The sequence below is a fragment of the Aquabacterium sp. G14 genome (assembly GCF_037482285.1).
Classification (GTDB): domain Bacteria; phylum Pseudomonadota; class Gammaproteobacteria; order Burkholderiales; family Burkholderiaceae_C; genus Aquabacterium.
In genome coordinates this window covers 118,403-135,951 of sequence record NZ_JBBEYB010000002.1, presented here as the reverse complement: position 1 = coordinate 135,951, position 17,549 = coordinate 118,403, and the positions used below count along the sequence as shown (strand labels likewise).

Below are 17,549 nucleotides of genomic sequence, written 5' to 3'. Positions count from 1 at the left end.
GCATGAGCACCGCCAACCTCCTGGTTGAACTGTTTGTAGAAGAGCTGCCCCCCAAAGCACTCAAGAAGTTGGGCGAGTCCTTCGCCACTGTTCTGGCAGATAGCCTCAAGGCACAGGGGCTGGCCCCTGCCGACGCCGTGGTGACGCCCTTTGCGTCGCCACGCCGGTTGGCCGTGCATGTGAGTTCGGTGGCTGCGAAGGCCGCTGATCAGGCCGTCCAACAGAAATTGATGCCTGTGAGCGTGGCGCTGGACGCCAGCGGCCAGCCCGCTCCAGCCCTGCTCAAGAAACTGGCATCGATGGGCTTAGGCGCCGACGTGGTGCCGCAACTCAAGCGCGCTCCCGATGGCAAGGCAGAAGCCTTGTTCCTCGACAGTGTCAAGCCAGGCGCAGTGCTGGCCGAGGGGCTTCAAAAAGCTCTGGAGGACAGCCTGGCCAAGTTGCCCATCCCGAAGGTCATGACCTATCAACTGGAGCAAGGCGAGGGCGCCGACTTCCAGCCGGGGTGGAGCAGCGTGAATTTTGTGCGTCCAGCCCACGGTCTGGTTGCGCTGCACGGCGAGCAAGAGGTGCCGGTTTCCGTGTTGGGCTTGAAGTCTGGCCGTGCCACCCAGGGTCATCGTTTTGAGGCCCGTGTCAGCCCGGTGATCCTGAAGACAGCCGACACCTATGCAGAGCAACTGCAGCATGAGGGCGCCGTGATCGCCAGTTTTGCTGAGCGCCGTGCCGAGATCGTGCGTCAGTTGAATGCGGCAGCTGCCAAGGCTGGCAGTGGCCTGAGTCCCATTGAAGACGAGGCCCTGCTGGATGAGGTGACCGCTCTGGTTGAGCGCCCGAACGTGCTGACCGGTCGCTTTGAGGAGGCCTTCCTTGACGTGCCGCAAGAGTGCCTCATCCTGACGATGAAGGCCAACCAGAAGTATTTCCCGCTGCTGGATGCCTCTGGCAAGCTGACGAACCAGTTCCTGATTGTCAGCAACATCAGTCCGGAAGATCCGAGCGCGGTGATCGGTGGCAACGAGCGCGTGGTCCGTCCGCGCCTGGCTGATGCCAAGTTCTTCTTTGATCAAGATCGCAAGAAGACCCTGGAGTCCCGCGTGGCTGGCCTTAACAAGGTGGTGTACCACGGCAAGCTGGGCACCCAGGGCGAGCGCGCGGAGCGCGTGCGCACCATCGCCCACGCGATCGTCAGCCAGTTGCGCCTGGGTACGCTGCCATACACGGTAGATGTCAAGGCCCACTTTGACGTGCTCGACAGCAAGGCCCAGCAGGCCGCGCTGCTGGCCAAGACCGACCTGCTGACCGACATGGTTGGCGAGTTTCCCGAGCTGCAAGGCATCATGGGCGGCTACTACGCTCGCCACGAAGGCCTGCGCGACGGTGTGGCCATCGCCATCGAAGACCATTACAAGCCCCGCTTTGCCGGTGATGCGCTGCCACGCAACAACACGGGCACCGTTGTGGCCCTGGCCGACAAGCTCGAAACCCTGGTCGGCTTGTTCGGCATTGGTCAGTTGCCCACGGGCGACAAGGACCCGTTCGCGCTGCGCCGCCATGCGCTGGGCGTGATCCGCATCCTGATCGAAAAGAACCTGCCGCTGGACTTGCCGGCCTTGGTTCAGGCCGTCTTGCCGGCCTTCGGTGAGTTGATCAGCAATCCCGCCGAGCATCTGCTGGTGTTCTTCTCTGACCGTTTGGCCGTGTCGCTGCGTGAGCAGGGCTACAGTGCCCAAGAGGTCGATGCCGTGCTGGCGCTGCAACCGGCCCGACTGGGTGAGGTGCCACGTCGCCTGGCCGCCGTGCGTGCGTTCGCTGCTTTGCCTGAGGCCACAGCCCTTGCTGCAGCCAACAAGCGCGTCGGCAACATCCTCAAGAAGGCTGACACCCAGGTCGAGGCCAATGTGGACGAAGCGCTGCTGCAGGAAGCGGCCGAGCAGGCCCTTTACGCCGCATTGAAAGCCGTGGCACCGCAGGCGCAGGCTGCGTTTGAGCAAGGTGACTACACCGCGTCTTTGCAGGCTTTGGCCGCGTTGCGGACACCGGTTGATGCGTTCTTCGATGGGGTCATGGTCAATGCCGAAGATGCGGCGTTGAAGGCCAATCGCTTGGGGCTGCTGGCCACCTTGCACCAGGCCATGAACCAGGTCGCCGACATCTCCAGACTGGCGGCTTGATCTGAGCGGACGCAGCCACCACCACCCCGGAGAGGCCATGAAACTCGTCATCCTCGACCGCGACGGCACCATCAATCACGAACGGGAGGACTACATCAAGTCGCCCGAAGAGTGGGTGCCGTTGCCCGGGTCGCTGGAAGCGATCGCTCGCCTCAACCACGCGGGGTGGCACGTGGTGGTGGCCACCAACCAGTCCGGGATTGGTCGCGGCTTGTTTGACATGGTGGCGCTCAACGCCATGCATGCCAAGATGAATCAGTTGCTCGCCCGAGTGGGCGGGCGTGTCGAGGCCGTGTTTTTCTGCCCGCATACCCCGGAGGACCATTGCACCTGCCGCAAGCCCATGCCGGGGCTGTTTCAGATGATCGGGCAGCGCTTTGGACGCAGTCTGGACGGCGTGCCCATGGTTGGCGATCTCCCTCGTGATGTGCTGGCCGCCCAATCGGTGGGGTGTGAGCCCCACCTCGTGCGCACAGGGCAGGCGGCAACCATGCCCGAATCGGAGTTGCAGGCCTTGCGTCAGCAAGTTCCAGGTTTGACCATTCATCCGAACCTGTCCGCCTTTGCAGACTACCTGATCCTGCGTGAGCGCCGTGTTCAGGGTGAAGACAGCCCGGTGTCTACCCACACCGGAGAAATCCGTTGACGCCTGATCACCCCGCTCAGTTGGGTTTGTGGGGAGATTCGCCTGCGCGCGAGGCGGCGCAAGACACCTTGGCGACCTGTCCCACGCATGAGCAACTGGCGATGGCGCATTTTCGCCATCCGCAGGCTGAACGCGAGATCGTACTCGGTAAAGCCGTGGTGGCCTACGCGGTGCAGCGCGCGCGGCGGCGTAGCATCGGGATGGTCGTGGGGGTCGAGGGGCTCACGGTCCGGGCACCTCGCTGGGTGGCTTGGGCAGACATTGAAACGGCCTTGCGCGCCAAGGAGCGGTGGATATGCAAGAAGCTGAGTGAGCAGCGTGAGCGAGCTCATCGCCAACAGGCTGCGCGCATTGAGTGGTGCGAAGGCGTGTCCGTGCCATTCCTGGGGGAGTCGGTGGTGGTGGTGCTGGAGCCGGGCCTGAGAACGCCAATCCTGAGGGATGGGCATGCCACCCAGGCTGGCTTGCCCGGTGCTGCGCAACGTGCTTTGCACATCGGCTTACCCCATGCGTCGCCGCCTGAGAGCATCCGTGATGCGGTGTTGGCCTGGATGCGTCAGCATGCGCGCAGCCACTTCAGTGCAAGGGTGCAGCATTACGCAGAGCGCTTGCAGGTGCGTGTGACACGCATTGCCTTGTCCTCAGCACGGACACGCTGGGGAAGTTCCAGTGTCGATGGCTCCATCCGCTTGCATTGGCGCCTCATCCATTTCAGCCCGACCATCATCGATTACGTGGTGGCGCATGAGTTGGCGCATCTTCATGAAATGAACCACAGCCCGCGCTTCTGGGCGGTGGTCCGCTCCGTCATGCCGGAATACGAGCACGCACGCGAACAGTTGCGGCATGTCATCCTCCCCGAATAGCGCTTTCGCATGGGGATGACTGCCGTGCCGGTCGGGAGAGTCACACGGCTTCAAAGCGCCAGATGCCCTCGCTGTCTTGCCAGCGGCGCACCTGTCCCAGGTGCCAGAGGTGGTTGAGGTGTGCCACGGCCTCGCCCATTGCAAACGTGGTCTGGTGCAGATCCAGGCTGCGCTGGAACAGGATGGGCAGCATGTCGGCTGCGGTGCACGGGGCCTTGCGGCACGCTGTCATGACATCGTGCAGGCGATCGCGATGATGGTCCTCCAGTTGCCGGATGCGTGTGTGGATGCCCGTGAATGGCAAACCATGTGAAGGCAGAGCCAAGGTATCGGTCGGTAACGCCTTCATGCGCTCCAGTGATGACAGGAACAGGCCCAGGGCATCTGCTTCCGGCTCCATGTCGGTCACGCTCACGTTGGTCGAAATGCGAGGCAGCAACATGTCTCCCGAAATCAGGATCCCGTCACGCTCGTTGTACAAAGACATGTGCTCTGGAGCGTGGCCGTAGCCTGCGAGGCAAGTCCAGTTTCGCTCGCCGATCTGAACATGCATGCCATCCATCAAACGGCGATATGCGTAAGGGACATCGGGGACCATCGAAGCATAGTAGCCACCCCGCTCGCGAATCTTGGCCATGCCTTCCGGGTGGTGCAGTCCGTGACTCTGGAAGTAGTCAGCTGCGCGGTCCCCGCCGTAGCCGCTCGTTTCGCGACTGGCCAAGGTGGCGGCCAGGTGATCCGCAGCGCTCATCCACAGGCGAGCGGGTTCCTTGCCACTGAAGTGCTCAATCAGCCACTGCGCGTTGCCGACATGGTCCGGATGCATATGGGTCACCAACATGCGGCCGAGCGGCTTGCCGGCCAGTTCGCCCGTCCACAGCGTGTGCCAGAGTGTCCGAATCGCCTCTGTGGCCACGCCGGCATCGATCACGGTCCATTTGGGGCATCCATCCAGCACGTCATCGAGTGCCCACAGGTTGATGTGGTTGAGCGCGAAGGGGAGGGGCATGCGTACCCAATGCACACCCGGTCGCAGCGTGAGCGTGTGACCTGGGTGTGGCAAGGTGTCGCCCCATGGGTAGTTCAGGGTGGGGTGATCTGTCGTGGTGGCGGCCATGTTGGAGGTCTGTCGTTCAGCGGGGCAGAGAAATGAATTGTGACGTCATTGCGCCTGATCGATGTCCGATAAATGGATTGGGGTGGGGCGCAATCCGTGGCTCAGGGTGTCTACACTCTGGGTATGAACCTTGATCATCTGTTTGAAAGCAACCGCGCGTGGGCGCGGGACGTAGAGCGTCGCACCCCTGGTTTTTTCTCGCGACTTCAGCAGCAGCAGTCCCCAGAGTACCTGTGGATTGGCTGCAGTGACAGTCGTGTGCCTGCCAACGAAATCTGTGGCGTGCTACCCGGTGAAATGTTCGTCCATCGCAACGTGGCGAACGTGGTGGCGCACTCCGATCTCAACTGTCTGTCGGTGATGGAGTTCGCCATCGACATGCTCAAGGTCAAGCACATCATGGTGGTGGGTCACTATGGTTGTGGTGGGGTACGTGCCGCCATGGATGATCTGCGTATCGGCATCGTGGACAACTGGATCCGTCACGTCAAGGATGTGCGCAACAGCCACTTGGACTGGTTGAACACCGTGCCCGAGGGCTCCATGCGCTACGACGCCCTGTGTGAACTCAATGTGCTGCAGCAGAGCTTCAATGTATGTCAGACCACGATGGTTCAAGACGCTTGGGCTCGCGGTCAGGAAATCGTCGTACACGGCTGGGTCTATGGGATTCAGAATGGTCTCATCAATGACCTGCGCATGTCAGTCAAGAGCAGCGATGACGTTGTGCCCGCCTATGAGAAGGCTGTGGCCCAATTGCGTGATCGTTACGCCGCATTGGCGGCATCTTTGTCTTCCCAGTGAGGTTGTCAATGGACCGCAGCGCCATGTTTCCGCAACAGCTGACCGATCCGCGCGTGTTCGAGATTGCGCGGGCCTTGCTGGATGGATTTGATCGTCACTACAAGATCTTCAGTGAAACCAGCGCGCAGTCCAAGCGACGATTCGAAGAGGCCGATTGGCACGGTCAGCAGACTGCCCAGCGCGTCCGCATCGAGTTCTACGACCTGCGGGTGAAGGAAGCGGTCGAGCGGCTGGAGAATGATTTTGGAGCGAGCACCCTGCCGATGGAGGTGTGGCACCAGATCAAGCTCTTCTACATCGGCTTGCTCACCGGTCACCGTCAGCCTGAGTTGGCAGAGACCTTTTTCAACTCGGTCACCATCAAGATTCTCGACCGCCAGTACTACCGTAACGACTTCATCTTTGTGCGTCCTGCGGTTTCCACCGAGTACATCGATGATGACGAGGCGGATGGTTACGGTACCTTCCGGGCTTACTACCCAACACGTGAGAACCTGCTCGGCACGCTCAAGCAGATTGTCCTGAATTACGAACTGCGTGTGCCCTTCGACGATCTTGATCGTGACGTCAGGCTTGTGTATGAGTCGCTGATCGAGCAGATCGGTCATGTTCGTCTGCGTACGAACTTCCAGATTCAGGTGCTGTCGTCGCTGTTTTATCGCAACAAGGGTGCCTACATCGTGGGGAAGATGGTCAACGGCTTCCGCAGCCTGCCTTTTGCCATCCCCATTCTTCACAACTCCAAGAACCGGCTCTACATTGATGCAGCCCTCTTCGGGGAGGATGACCTGCTGGCCTTGTTCAGCTTTGCGCGTGCCTACTTCATGGTGCACATGCCGGTGCCATCGGCTTATGTCCAGTTCTTGCGCTCGTTGATGCCACGCAAGCCTCGCGCCGAGTTGTACAACGCCATTGGGCTGCAGAAGCACGGCAAGAACCTTTTTTACCGAGACTTCCTCTTCCACTTGCGTCACTCAGGCGACAAGTTCCGTATCGCGCCCGGCATCAAGGGCATGGTGATGCTGGTGTTTGATCTGCCGTCCTATCCCTTTGTCTTCAAGGTCATCAAGGACTACTTTCCTCCGCAGAAAGAGATCACGCGCGAAGGCATCATGGGCAAGTATCAGCTCGTGAAGCAGCACGATCGGGTTGGGCGCATGGCGGACTCGCTGGAGTTCACCAACGTGGCTTTTCCTCGGCACCGTTTTGACGATGAGTTGATCGAAGAGCTGAAGAAATTCGCCCCCAGCGTGATGGAGGAGGAAGAAGACGGTCAAGTGTTGATCGTCAAGCATCTCTACATCGAGCGACGCATGATTCCGCTCAACATCTACATTCAGGAGGCTGAGGGGGAGTCACTGGAGCACGCAGTCATCGAGTATGGCAACGCGCTCAAAGACCTTGTGGCTGCCAACATCTTCCCCGGCGACATGCTGTGGAAAAACTTCGGCGTGACGCGCAACGGCAAAGTCGTGTTCTACGACTACGACGAAATCGAATACGTCACCGACTGCAACTTCCGCAAGGTGCCCACACCTCGCAACGAAGAGGAAGAGATGTCTGGTGAGATTTGGTATTCGGTGGGGCCGCGCGACGTGTTCCCCGAGACCTTCGGCCCATTCTTGTTGGGCGACCCACGCGTGCGCGAGATTTTCATGCGCCACCACGCTGATCTGCTGGAGCCCGAGTTCTGGCAGCAACACCAGCAGCGTATCCGCGAGGGGTACGTCCACGACGTGTTCCCGTATGACCGGGCGCGCCGCTTCATCCACAAGATTCAGGACCAGCAGGCACTCAAGGAGCCTTCGGACGAGGTTGCGCCCGTGGAGGAGCCGGTGGACGTGCCCCCCTTGGGGAGCGCCGTTCACGACCAGGGGACTTTGTCGGGCTTCCAGTCAGGCGGCACGAGCAGCGCCGATTGAGCCCGCCTCGTTGGCACGAGTGTGTCAACGAGGTCAGGGAAGGTCAGGTCACCAGAGTTGCCACCAGGGCTTGTCTGCAGGCTTCAAGGCCTCCCCGCTGAGGTAAGCGCTGTCAGGGAAGCTTTGTTTGAGCACCCGGGTGGCGTCATCACGCAGTTGCACCAGCCCCAGCTGGTCATACGCTCGAGACATGATGTAGAGCGCTTCCTCGATGGCGGGTGATTGTGGATAGTCCTTGATGGCCTGTTGGGCACGGTTGGCTGCAGCCAAATAGGCGCCGCGGCGCAGGTAGTAGCGTGCCACGTGCACCTCGCCAGCAGCCAACGAGTTCACCACATGGTTCATTCGCAGGCGCGCATCCTCGGCATACTTGGACTCGGGAAAGCGGTCCACAACCTGCTTGAACGACTCATAGGCATCACGCGAGGCCTGTTGGTCGCGCTCGGACAGGTCTTGGCGAGCCAGGCGGCCAAACAGCCCCAGGTCTTCATTGAAGTTGATCAACCCTTGCAGGTAGTAGGCGTAGTCCATTGCCGGGCTGGTGGGATGCAGGCGGATGAACCGTTCTAGCTTGGCCAGGGCTTGCGCCTTTTCCCCGCTTCGGTAGTAGGCATAAGCCAAGTCCAGTTGAGCCTGTTGGGCCAGCAGCGTGCCGGAAGCGCGAGCTTCTACCTTCTCGAGCATCTTGACCGCGGTCTCGAAGTTGCCGTCGGCCTGTTCTTCTTTCGCGTCTGCGTACAATTTGTCCGAGTTGACGTTCGCGTACTCGTCTTGTGGCGCGGTACCGCAAGCCGCCAAGGCGGCGCTCAAAGCCAGTGACATCAGCCCGGCACGACGGCCGGTCCAGAAGCTTGAGGATGTGTTCTTCAGCAGTTTCACGTTGAGTTTCTTGCGGATGAGTCCGCTCACAGTCACGCCATCCGGCGCCACAATGCGCAGTATAGAAGCCCTGCGCCTCTACTTTGCGCCCACCCCTGTTTTGATTGCCATATGGCCCGACCTACTCGTTCTGCATCCTCCCGTCCGCTCACCGGTTCCGAGCCTGATCTGTCTGAACCCATGGCGCTCGCCCAACTTGCCGACGACGATTGGGGGGATGAAGAGGCCGTCGATGAGGTGGTGGGGGCCGCAGTTCGGGTAGGGCGCCCTGTCCCCGAGTCGCGCAGCCTGGAGGTCCCTCTCTCTGCCCAAGGCCAGCGCCTGGACGCCTACCTCGCCGCCTGCATTCCCGAGTATTCCCGCAGTCATCTCAAGACTTTGATTGATGAGGGGTGCGTCCAGGTCAATGCCCAAGTCGCCACCTCGGCGTCTCGCAAGGTCATGTTGGGGCAGTGTGTAGAGATCTTGCTGAAGCCCACGGCGCAGAGCCAAGCGTTTGTGCCCGAGCGGATGGACCTTGATGTGGTGTTTGAAGACGAGCACCTCATGGTGATCCATAAGCCGGCGGGCTTGGTCGTGCATCCGGCCGCGGGCAACTGGAGTGGCACCTTGATGAACGGTCTGCTGGCGCATCACCCGGCAGCGGTTGATTTGCCGCGTGCCGGCATCGTTCATCGCCTGGACAAGGACACCAGTGGTTTGATGGTGGTTGGTAAATCACTGGTCGCAGTCACCGCGCTTGGGCGGGCAATCGCTGCCCGCGAGGTCAGTCGCCAGTACTTGGCTTTGGTTCAGGGCGTGGTTGCAGAAGAGTTCACTGTCGAGTCGTCGATTGGGCGTGACCCTGTCACTCGTGTCCGCATGGCCGTGGTTCCGGCGGGCAAGCCTGCTCGCACTGACGTGAGGCGTCTGTTGTGGGGGGAGTGGGCACCTGACCAAAGTGGGGTGAAAGCTGACGATCGTCGGCCTGCGCGAGCGTACAGCGGCGTGCTCTGTACCCTGCACACGGGGCGCACGCATCAGATCCGGGTGCATCTGAGCAGCCGGCGCCATCCTTTGGTCGCGGACACGCTTTATGGTGGCGTGCCTGCGTTGGGTCTGACGCGCCAGGCCCTTCATGCCGCGCGCTTGTCCTTTGTGCACCCCATCACAGGAGAGAGGCTGCGTTTCGAGGCGCCTTTGCCACCCGACATGGCACAGGCTTGGGCCCTGTTGGAGAGCTCCGCGCGTGACGCTGCACAAAATTTAGCTTCTGGTGCATAATGTCAACCCAGATGCAGGGCGAAAAGCCCTGACACCAGTGGCTTTGAGAAAAGCGCGACTGACTGGCCGGTATCCTTATGTGTTGCTGGCCATCGCCTCTGACGAGGCCTTCTGTTCAGACTGATGCCCGCGTGCTCGCCCGATTTGCCCTGTTCGGCCGCGTAACGGGCTTGTAACGAATCCCTCTGTGCCGGCCCGATTGCTGGCGTTTGGTTTGGTTGACGGTGCTGCAGACGTGGCCGTCGTAGACCTTCACGATTGAAGAGATGGAAGTCCTCGATCCTCAGGATGCCGAGCGCATCCTGGAAGCCGCACTGCTGTGCGCCAGTCAGCCGATGACGGTGCGAGACATGCGTCAACTGTTTGACAACGCCGTGTCGGCAGACGCGGTGCGTGGCATGTTGGACAAGCTGTCTGCGCAGTGGGTTGGTCGTGGGGTGGAATTGCGCGAATTGGCCTCAGGGTGGCGGTTTCAGACGCGGGCCGATGTCCAGGCTCATTTGGATCGACTCAATCCGGAGAAGCCGCCCAAGTACACGCGAGCCACGCTCGAAACGCTCGCCATCATCGCTTACAAGCAGCCTGTGACACGAGGTGACATCGAAGACATCCGGGGCGTGACAGTCAGCTCCAACATCATCAAGCAACTTGAAGACAGGGGCTGGGTTGAGGTGATCGGCCACCGTGATGCGCCGGGGCGACCAGCTTTGTTCGCCACGACCAGGCAGTTTCTCGATGATCTGGGGCTCGCATCGCTCGCGCAGCTGCCCACGTTGGAGGGGTTGCCCGTCAGCCAGGGCCTGTTGCCGGGGCTGGATGACCTGATGCCAGATGCCGCCTCTGACGATGCCGGATCAAATGCCGAGCAGTCGTCCATTCTTGAAACCGAACTCGGTGCGATTGAAGCACCCCTTGAGCCTGCTTCGGCAGCCACCTTTGCTGATGCGCAGTCCGATGTGGTCGGCGCGTCCATGACATCGTCTGATGCTTTTGAATCGCCAGGCTCTGATGTCGTCTCTTTTCCTTCCGCATCATGACCGCTGAAAACGTGCCCATGCAAGATCCTCAAGAACAGTCCCTGGTCACCGAAGAGGTGGTCAAGCCCAAACGTGTGCGTCGCACCAAGACGGCCGAGCCGGCTCAGGCCTCCGCCGCCGTTGTTGCCGATGTGAGTGAAGCCGTGCCTGCCGCGAAGCCCAAGCGTGCGCCGCGCAAGAAGGTTGCCGCGGCGGTTTCCGGTGATGTGGAGGTCGATGCGACTTCCAGTGCTGCCGTGTTGGTTGAGGCTGTGGCGCCATCCTCCGAAGCCGAGCAGCCTGTCAAGCCCAAGCGCGCGCCGCGCAAGAAGGTCGTGGAGTCCGTTGTCGCCGAAGCAGCTCCGATGGTGGCTGAGGTCGTCGGCTCTGTGTCCGAGGTTCAGCCCGTTGCGGCGCCGGTCGACGTGACAGTTGAGGCTGCCGATGCTGTGCCAGCCGTCGCTTCCGAGGAGGCGGCACCGCGCGGAGAGCGAGGCCGTCGTGAGCGTGGTGATCGCCGGGGTCCTCGTGCAGATCGTCCCTCTCGTGAAGAGCGCCGCCCTCGCATGGCAGAAGGCGAGCAGGCAGATGACGCCGCAGATGAGGCTGAGGAGGGTGTTGAGCCGCGCCAGGGCTCGCGCCGTGCAGCCATCGCCGCCGAACAGGCCACTGAGGTCTTCGCCGAATTGATCTCGGGTGATTTCGACAAGGAGCGGGAGGAGGCCGAAGAGGCAGCGACCGAAGAGGGTGGCGTCTACAAGCGTGTGCTGCTGCCCGAGCCGGACGCGCCCAAGCTGCAGAAGGTGCTGGCTCAGGCTGGCGTGGGATCACGTCGCGACATCGAGCAAATGATCGAAGACGGCCGCATCGAGGTCAACGATCAGGTGGCTCACATCGGTCAGCGCATCTCCTTTGGGGATCGCATCAAGGTGGCTGGCCGTCCGATCAAGGTCCGCATTGCACCGCCCGCCGCTCGCATCCTGGCCTATCACAAGCCCACCGGTGAGGTGGTCACCCATGACGATCCGCAAGGTCGCCCGACCGTGTTCCGTCGTCTGCCGCGCCTGCACAATGGCAAGTGGATGTCTGTCGGTCGCCTCGACCTGAACACCGAAGGCCTGCTGCTGTTCACCAACTCCGGTGAGCTGGCCAACCAGTTGATGCATCCCCGCTTTGGCGTGGAGCGCGAGTACGCGGTGCGCGTGCTGGGCTCGCTGGGTGAAGATGCCCGCAACAAGCTGCTGACCGGCGTCGAGATCGACGGCCAGACCGCCTCGTTCGTGTCCATCAGCAACGGCGGTGGCGAAGGCGTGAACCAGTGGTATCGCGTGGTCATCACCGAAGGCCGCAACCGCGAAGTGCGCAAGCTGTTCGACGCCGTGGGTTTGACCGTCAACCGTCTGATCCGTGTGCGTTACGGCGCCATCGTGCTGCCGCGCGGCCTCAAGCGTGGCGTTTGGGTCGAGCTGGGCGAGTCCGACGTGCGTGCGGTCAAGGCCCTGGCCGGTATGGACCGCCAACAAGAGCAAGGCCAAGGTGGCCGCGGCGGCCGTGGGCAACAAAAGCCCGCGAAGCCCCGTCCGGTGCCCGTCGGTGGTCAGGCGCCTCAAGGCCGTGGCCCGCAGCAAGGGCAGGGCGGTCGTCCGCAGGGTAAGCCATTTGGTGGCGAGCCTGGAGCCTTTGGCAACAAGCAACGCCAGGAGCGTGACCGCGATCGTCAGGCCGGCCCGCGCCATGATTCGGAGGATGACGAGCACTTTGCCCGCATCCCTAACCCCCTGGAGCAGACCTTTGACCGTCGCTTCGTGAAGGGTTCCAAGCGCATCACCGCGGGTTTTGGTCGCCCGGACCAGAACCAGGGGCAGGGCGGTCAGGACCGTCAGAAGGGTCCTCGTCAGCCTGATCCGCTGCAAACTTCCGTGGGCTACATCGGCGCCGATGCCTTCTTTGGCAAACCCGGTGGCGGCGGTGGTGGCCGTCGAGGCGGCGGTGGTGGCGGCGGACGCGGCCGTCGCTGATCCCCTTTGCGGGAACAGGAAAACATCTTTCACAGACAAGGCTTGGTCATGTCCGCACAGTAGAATGTGCGGTTTTGTCAAGCTCACTGAACCAGGAGAATCACATGGCTATCGAACGTACCCTCTCGATCATCAAGCCCGACGCCGTTGCCAAGAACGTCATCGGCCAAATCATCAGCCGCTTCGAAGGCGCTGGCCTGAAGGTCGCCGCTGCCAAGCTGGTGCAACTGTCGCGCGCTGAAGCCGAGCAGTTCTACGCTGTGCACGCTGCCCGTCCTTTCTTCAAGGACCTGGTTGACTTCATGATCTCCGGCCCCGTGTTCGTGCAAGTGCTCGAAGGCGAAGGCGCCATCCTGAAGAACCGCGACCTGATGGGCGCCACCGACCCGAAGAAGGCCGAAAAGGGCACCATTCGCGCTGACTTCGCTGACAGCATCGACGCCAACGCCGTCCACGGTTCCGACGCTCCTGAAACGGCTGCCGTCGAGATCGCTTTCTTCTTCCCCGCTCTGAACGTCTACAGCCGCTGAGCTGCCGACCTCGCTGAGAGTTGAAGAAGTATGAGCGCCGTCAACCTGCTGGATTTCGACCTGGATGGGTTGACCGCGTTCTGCGAACAACTGGGTGAAAAGCGCTTCCGCGCCACCCAGCTGTTTCGCTGGATTCATCAAAAAGGTGCGACCGATTTCGATCAGATGTCGGATCTCGCCAAATCACTGCGCAGCAAGCTCAAGGGTGTGGCCACCCTGCAAGACCTGCCTGTGATCAGTGAACACGTCTCGTCCGACGGCACCATCAAGTGGCTGTTCGACGTTGGCGCGGGCAATGCTGTCGAGAGCGTCTACATCCCCGAATCCGATCGCGGCACGCTGTGCGTGTCCTCGCAGGCCGGTTGTGCCGTGGGATGCCGTTTTTGCTCGACCGGCCACCAAGGCTTCAGCCGCAACCTCACCACCGGCGAAATCATTGCCCAGCTCTGGCATGCCGAGCACGCGCTGCGTAAGCGCCTGGGCACCACCGAGCGCGTCATCAGCAACGTGGTGATGATGGGCATGGGCGAGCCGCTGCAAAACTACAGCGCGCTGGTGCCGGCTCTGAAGATCATGCTGGACGACCATGGTTATGGTCTGTCGCGTCGCCGCGTCACGGTGTCGACCTCGGGCGTGGTGCCCATGATCGAGCGCCTCCAGAAAGATTGTCCGGTGGCCCTGGCGGTGTCGCTGCACGCGCCCAACGACCCGCTGCGCGACGAGTTGGTGCCGCTCAACCGCAAGTATCCCATCGATGAACTGCTCACGGCCTGTCAGAACTACCTGACCGCCGCGCCGCGCGATTTCATCACTTTCGAATACTGCATGCTCGACGGCGTCAACGACACCGACGAGCATGCCCGTCAGTTGATTGCCCTGGTCAAGGGGCGCATCAACTGCAAGTTCAACCTGATTCCCTTCAATCCCTTCCCGGCATCGGGGCTGCATCGCTCGAACAATGAGCGCGTCCAGGCCTTTGCGCGCATCCTGGCCGATGCCGGCATCGTGACCACGGTGCGCAAGACCCGGGGCGACGACATCGATGCCGCCTGTGGCCAGTTGGCGGGGGAGGTCCAAGACCGTACCCGTGCGGCGCAGCGGATGCTGCGTCAACCTGTGGCTGTGAAGGTGGCGATGCCCAAGCCGGGTGAGCGCAACCCTTCTGCGCGTTGAGTGTGGGTCAGCCGCGTCTGGCACCGCACTACACTGGCATTTTTGACATGGAGATTGCCGCATGAGGACGTTCCGCTCGGTGCTGACTGGTTTCTGGATGGCTGGCCTGCTGGTAGGCACTCTGAATCTGGCTGGCTGTGGCGCTACGATGCCGACGGCGACAGCAGGCAGTCAGGGGGATATCGCCACAGCCTCCGACGAAAGCGAAGTGCGCAAGCGTGCGCGCATTCGCATGGAGTTGGCGTCAACTTACTTCAGCCAAGGCCAGTTCACCACGGCACTCGATGAGTTGAAGCAGGCGGAGGCCATCGATCCCAGCTTGCCTGACACCCACGAGATGCGGGCACTGATTTACGATGCCATGGGCGACGCAGCACGGGCCGAGGCGAACTACCGTCTCGCGGTCGATCGCGAACCCAACAATGGCAGCGTTTTGCACAACTACGGTTGGTATTTGTGTCGCAAGGGTTTGTATCCGGCGGCCGACGCCATGTTTGAGCGCGCGTCCAAGTTGCCTCAAACCGTGGCAACCAGCAAGACTTTGCTCGCCCGAGGGGTTTGCCAGATGCGGGCGGGCCTCTATCCCGAAGCGCAGGTCACGCTGGCGCGTTCTTACGAAATGGACCCGACCAATCCCGCGACTGCTTTCAACCTGGCGTCCGTTTTGTTGCGCCGAGGTGAGCTGGAGCGCGCACGTTTCTACATTGCACGCGTGAACAGCCGCGACGAGCAAATCACTGCGGAGTCGCTGTGGCTGGCCACACGCGTTGAGCACCGCATGGGTAATCGTGAGGGCGTGCGCGACTTTGGTTCTCGCCTGCGCAGCCGTTTCCCGGCTTCCCGTGAGACCAACCTTCTCGAGTTGGGACGATTTGATGACTGATGGCACATCCCGCCTTCTCGTGACACCTGACGAGGGCGGCGCACAAGCCGGAGATGTGTTGCGACGTGCGCGTGCCGCGCAGGGCCTGACATTGGAGCAGCTTTCCAGCCAGATCAAGGTGCCGGTTCACAAGCTGGATGCCCTGGAGCGCGGACGGTACGAGAGCCTGGGCGATAGCAACTTCACGCGTGCCCTCGCGATGACAGTCTGTCGTGCGCTGCACATCGATGCCACACCCGTCTTGGCCGATCTGCCGGCGGCCCGTTTGCACACCTTGGGTCAGGAGAAGTCGCAGATCAACGCGCCTTTTCGAGACCACAGCAGTGTGCCTCCGCTCTTTGATCGCGGCCAGCGTTGGCATCTGGGTGTTTCGTTGAAGGCCCTGTTGGCGCCACGTTGGTTGGCTCCGCTCGCTTTGCTAGGGGCGGCAGCCATCATTTACGCGCTGCCTGACTCGGTGGAGTGGCCATCTTGGTCGGTCGGGTCAGGTGCTGCGGGCCCAGACGGCTTGGCGCAAGAGGCTGTTGGCGATACCGCTTCCATGCCCTCGTCCATCGAAGTCTCCGCAGAGGACGCGCTGGAGTCCGCTGGGCCCCTGCCTGCTCCTGCGAGCAGCGCCGCCAGTGTAGCGAGCGCGGCCAGTCAGGCTGATCCGGTATCGGCTCAGCCATCCAGCGCAACGGCCATCAACACCCCGGCATCTGGCGCTGCAGCGGCGCCTGTTCCCATGGCTGCTATGGCTCAGGATCCCGTTCGCATGGTGCTCACCGACAGTTCTTGGATTGACGTGCAGGACGGGACAGGTGCCAAGCTGTTTTCGCGCATTGCTCGCGCTGGTGAGGTTGTTTCCTTGCAAGGGCAACCGCCGTTCAGGGTTCGGATCGGCAATGCCAGCGCCGTGCAAGTGAGTTTCAACGGACAAGCCGTACCGCTGACGGACATCTCACGCAACAATACCGCACGTCTCGAGCTGAAATGACTCTCGAAAACTTCTCCTTCATTGACGTTTCGCGACCTGCTGCCCGGCGCTCCCGGCAGGCCAGGGTGACATGGGGCTCTCGTGTGGTCACCATCGGTGGGGACGCGCCAGTGCGCGTGCAGTCGATGACCAACACCGATACCGTCGACGTCATTGGCACCGCCATCCAGGTCAAGGAGTTGGCACTTGCCGGGTCTGAAATGGTCCGCATCACGGTCAACACCCTGGAGGCCGCCGAGGCCGTGCCGCACATCCGTGATCAACTCGACCGGATGGGCATTGACGTTCCCCTGGTCGGTGACTTCCATTACAACGGCCATCGCCTGCTCACTGAGGTGCCTGCTTGTGCTGAGGCCCTTTCCAAGTACCGCATCAACCCTGGCAACGTGGGTAAAGGCGAAAAGGGTGACAAGCAGTTTGCTCAGATGATCGAGGTGGCTTTGCGCCACGACAAGCCTGTGCGCATTGGGGTCAACTGGGGCAGTCTGGACCAAGAACTGCTGGCCGCGATGATGGACGAGAATGCGCGCAGTGCGCAGCCTTGGGACGCGCAGCAGGTCATGTACCAGGCGCTCATCAGCTCCGCCTTGCAGTCAGCGCATGACGCTCGGCAGTTGGGCATGCGCCCAGAGCAGATCATCCTGTCATGCAAAGTCAGCGGTGTGCAAGATCTCATCAGTGTGTACCGAGGTCTGGCTGCCCGTTGCGACTACCCCTTGCACCTGGGTTTGACCGAAGCCGGCATGGGCACCAAGGGCACCGTCGCATCTGCAGCGGCGCTGTCCATCTTGCTTCAGGAAGGCATTGGCGACACCATTCGGGTTTCGCTCACGCCGCAACCTGGTGAAGCTCGCACGCAGGAAGTCGTGGTGGCTTTGGAGATCCTGCAGGCCTTGGGTTTGCGCACTTTTGTCCCCAGTGTCACGGCTTGTCCCGGTTGCGGTCGCACCACCAGCACCACCTTCCAGGAGCTGGCCAAGCAGATTGACGATTTCCTGCGCGCACAGATGCCTGTCTGGCGCAGCCAGTACCCTGGCGTGGAGAACCTCAAGGTGGCCGTGATGGGGTGCATCGTCAACGGTCCTGGGGAGAGCAAGCACGCCGACATCGGCATCAGCCTGCCTGGCACCGGCGAAGCGCCGGCCGCCCCGGTCTTCATCGACGGCGAGAAGGCTCTCACTTTGCGCGGCGAACGCATTGCCGAAGAGTTCCAGCAACTCGTCCAGACCTACATCGATCGCCGTTTTGGCGGGGCCGTTCAGGCCTGATCTTTTTCAAG

15 protein-coding genes are annotated in these 17,549 nt (G+C 61.6%); 13 read left to right on the top strand and 2 right to left on the bottom strand.

Annotation, left to right across the window (positions count from 1 at the left end; all coding sequences use genetic code 11):
- Nucleotides 1-2 precede the first annotated feature (2 nt).
- Genes glyS through WIT60_RS02970 form a run of 3 tightly spaced genes read left to right on the top strand, consistent with a single transcriptional unit; the run spans nucleotide 3 to nucleotide 3,686 of the window.
- The gene (gene glyS / locus WIT60_RS02980) at nucleotides 3-2,174 is read left to right on the top strand and encodes a glycine--tRNA ligase subunit beta (protein ID WP_339582466.1); all 2,172 of its coding nucleotides are present in this window, start codon (nucleotides 3-5) and stop codon (nucleotides 2,172-2,174) included.
- A gap of 37 nt (nucleotides 2,175-2,211) precedes the next feature.
- Nucleotides 2,212-2,820, top strand: coding sequence for a D-glycero-beta-D-manno-heptose 1,7-bisphosphate 7-phosphatase (gmhB, locus tag WIT60_RS02975; RefSeq protein WP_339582465.1), 609 nt, complete (start codon nucleotides 2,212-2,214; stop codon nucleotides 2,818-2,820).
- A complete protein-coding gene (locus WIT60_RS02970) occupies nucleotides 2,817-3,686 on the top strand; it encodes a M48 family metallopeptidase (protein ID WP_339582464.1) in 870 nt (289 codons plus the stop codon). Before gmhB ends, WIT60_RS02970 begins: the two co-directional genes overlap by 4 nt.
- A gap of 40 nt (nucleotides 3,687-3,726) precedes the next feature.
- On the opposite strand, the gene WIT60_RS02965 is transcribed toward WIT60_RS02970, so the two are convergent.
- A complete protein-coding gene (locus tag WIT60_RS02965; RefSeq protein ID WP_339582463.1) occupies nucleotides 3,727-4,803 on the bottom strand; it encodes an MBL fold metallo-hydrolase in 1,077 nt (358 codons plus the stop codon).
- 123 nt (nucleotides 4,804-4,926) lie between these two features.
- Between WIT60_RS02965 and can the strand changes: the two genes are divergently transcribed.
- Complete coding sequence (gene can / locus WIT60_RS02960) at nucleotides 4,927-5,607, top strand: carbonate dehydratase (protein WP_339582462.1); 681 nt, start codon at nucleotides 4,927-4,929, stop codon at nucleotides 5,605-5,607.
- Between the two features lie 23 nt (nucleotides 5,608-5,630).
- Complete coding sequence (aceK, locus tag WIT60_RS02955; protein WP_339582461.1) at nucleotides 5,631-7,529, top strand: bifunctional isocitrate dehydrogenase kinase/phosphatase; 1,899 nt, start codon at nucleotides 5,631-5,633, stop codon at nucleotides 7,527-7,529.
- Nucleotides 7,530-7,577: 48 nt separating this feature from the next.
- Here aceK and WIT60_RS02950 read toward each other — a convergent pair whose 3' ends face one another.
- On the bottom strand, nucleotides 7,578-8,351 hold the full coding sequence (locus WIT60_RS02950; RefSeq protein WP_339582736.1) for an outer membrane protein assembly factor BamD: 774 nt from the start codon (nucleotides 8,349-8,351) through the stop codon (nucleotides 7,578-7,580).
- A gap of 237 nt (nucleotides 8,352-8,588) precedes the next feature.
- Between WIT60_RS02950 and WIT60_RS02945 the strand changes: the two genes are divergently transcribed.
- From WIT60_RS02945 to ispG, 8 genes are all read left to right on the top strand, one after another.
- A complete protein-coding gene (locus WIT60_RS02945) occupies nucleotides 8,589-9,671 on the top strand; it encodes an RluA family pseudouridine synthase (RefSeq protein WP_339582460.1) in 1,083 nt (360 codons plus the stop codon).
- A gap of 266 nt (nucleotides 9,672-9,937) precedes the next feature.
- Nucleotides 9,938-10,708 (top strand): SMC-Scp complex subunit ScpB, encoded by a 771-nt coding sequence (gene scpB, locus WIT60_RS02940; RefSeq protein WP_339582459.1) that lies wholly within the window; start codon nucleotides 9,938-9,940, stop codon nucleotides 10,706-10,708.
- Entirely contained in the window at nucleotides 10,705-12,705 is a 2,001-nt protein-coding gene (gene rluB / locus WIT60_RS02935) for a 23S rRNA pseudouridine(2605) synthase RluB (RefSeq protein WP_339582458.1), read from the top strand. The genes scpB and rluB overlap by 4 nt, the downstream gene beginning before the upstream one ends.
- A 104-nt stretch (nucleotides 12,706-12,809) precedes the next feature.
- Nucleotides 12,810-13,235, top strand: coding sequence for a nucleoside-diphosphate kinase (gene ndk, locus WIT60_RS02930; protein WP_339582457.1), 426 nt, complete (start codon nucleotides 12,810-12,812; stop codon nucleotides 13,233-13,235).
- 30 nt (nucleotides 13,236-13,265) lie between these two features.
- Nucleotides 13,266-14,408 carry a dual-specificity RNA methyltransferase RlmN gene (gene rlmN, locus WIT60_RS02925; protein ID WP_339582456.1) on the top strand — a complete coding sequence of 381 codons (1,143 nt, stop codon included), beginning with the start codon at nucleotides 13,266-13,268 and terminating at the stop codon, nucleotides 14,406-14,408.
- A 61-nt stretch (nucleotides 14,409-14,469) separates the two neighbouring features.
- Nucleotides 14,470-15,291: a type IV pilus biogenesis/stability protein PilW gene (pilW, locus tag WIT60_RS02920; RefSeq protein ID WP_339582455.1), complete on the top strand. Its 822-nt coding sequence runs from the start codon at nucleotides 14,470-14,472 to the stop codon at nucleotides 15,289-15,291.
- Nucleotides 15,292-15,310: 19 nt separating this feature from the next.
- The gene (locus tag WIT60_RS02915) at nucleotides 15,311-16,270 is read left to right on the top strand and encodes a helix-turn-helix domain-containing protein (RefSeq protein WP_339582454.1); all 960 of its coding nucleotides are present in this window, start codon (nucleotides 15,311-15,313) and stop codon (nucleotides 16,268-16,270) included.
- A complete protein-coding gene (gene ispG / locus WIT60_RS02910; protein ID WP_339582453.1) occupies nucleotides 16,267-17,538 on the top strand; it encodes a flavodoxin-dependent (E)-4-hydroxy-3-methylbut-2-enyl-diphosphate synthase in 1,272 nt (423 codons plus the stop codon). The genes WIT60_RS02915 and ispG overlap by 4 nt, the downstream gene beginning before the upstream one ends.
- Nucleotides 17,539-17,549: the final 11 nt, after the last annotated feature.

Coding starts and splice junctions, on each gene's coding strand:
- glyS (WP_339582466.1), top strand. CDS start 3: ATGAGCACCGCCAACCTCCTGGTTGAACTGTTTGTAGAAGAGCTGCCC.
- gmhB (WP_339582465.1), top strand. CDS start 2,212: ATGAAACTCGTCATCCTCGACCGCGACGGCACCATCAATCACGAACGG.
- WIT60_RS02965 (WP_339582463.1), bottom strand. CDS start 4,803: ATGGCCGCCACCACGACAGATCACCCCACCCTGAACTACCCATGGGGC.
- can (WP_339582462.1), top strand. CDS start 4,927: ATGAACCTTGATCATCTGTTTGAAAGCAACCGCGCGTGGGCGCGGGAC.
- aceK (WP_339582461.1), top strand. CDS start 5,631: ATGTTTCCGCAACAGCTGACCGATCCGCGCGTGTTCGAGATTGCGCGG.
- WIT60_RS02950 (WP_339582736.1), bottom strand. CDS start 8,351: ATGTCACTGGCTTTGAGCGCCGCCTTGGCGGCTTGCGGTACCGCGCCA.
- WIT60_RS02945 (WP_339582460.1), top strand. CDS start 8,589: ATGGCGCTCGCCCAACTTGCCGACGACGATTGGGGGGATGAAGAGGCC.
- scpB (WP_339582459.1), top strand. CDS start 9,938: ATGGAAGTCCTCGATCCTCAGGATGCCGAGCGCATCCTGGAAGCCGCA.
- rluB (WP_339582458.1), top strand. CDS start 10,705: ATGACCGCTGAAAACGTGCCCATGCAAGATCCTCAAGAACAGTCCCTG.
- ndk (WP_339582457.1), top strand. CDS start 12,810: ATGGCTATCGAACGTACCCTCTCGATCATCAAGCCCGACGCCGTTGCC.
- rlmN (WP_339582456.1), top strand. CDS start 13,266: ATGAGCGCCGTCAACCTGCTGGATTTCGACCTGGATGGGTTGACCGCG.
- pilW (WP_339582455.1), top strand. CDS start 14,470: ATGAGGACGTTCCGCTCGGTGCTGACTGGTTTCTGGATGGCTGGCCTG.
- ispG (WP_339582453.1), top strand. CDS start 16,267: ATGACTCTCGAAAACTTCTCCTTCATTGACGTTTCGCGACCTGCTGCC.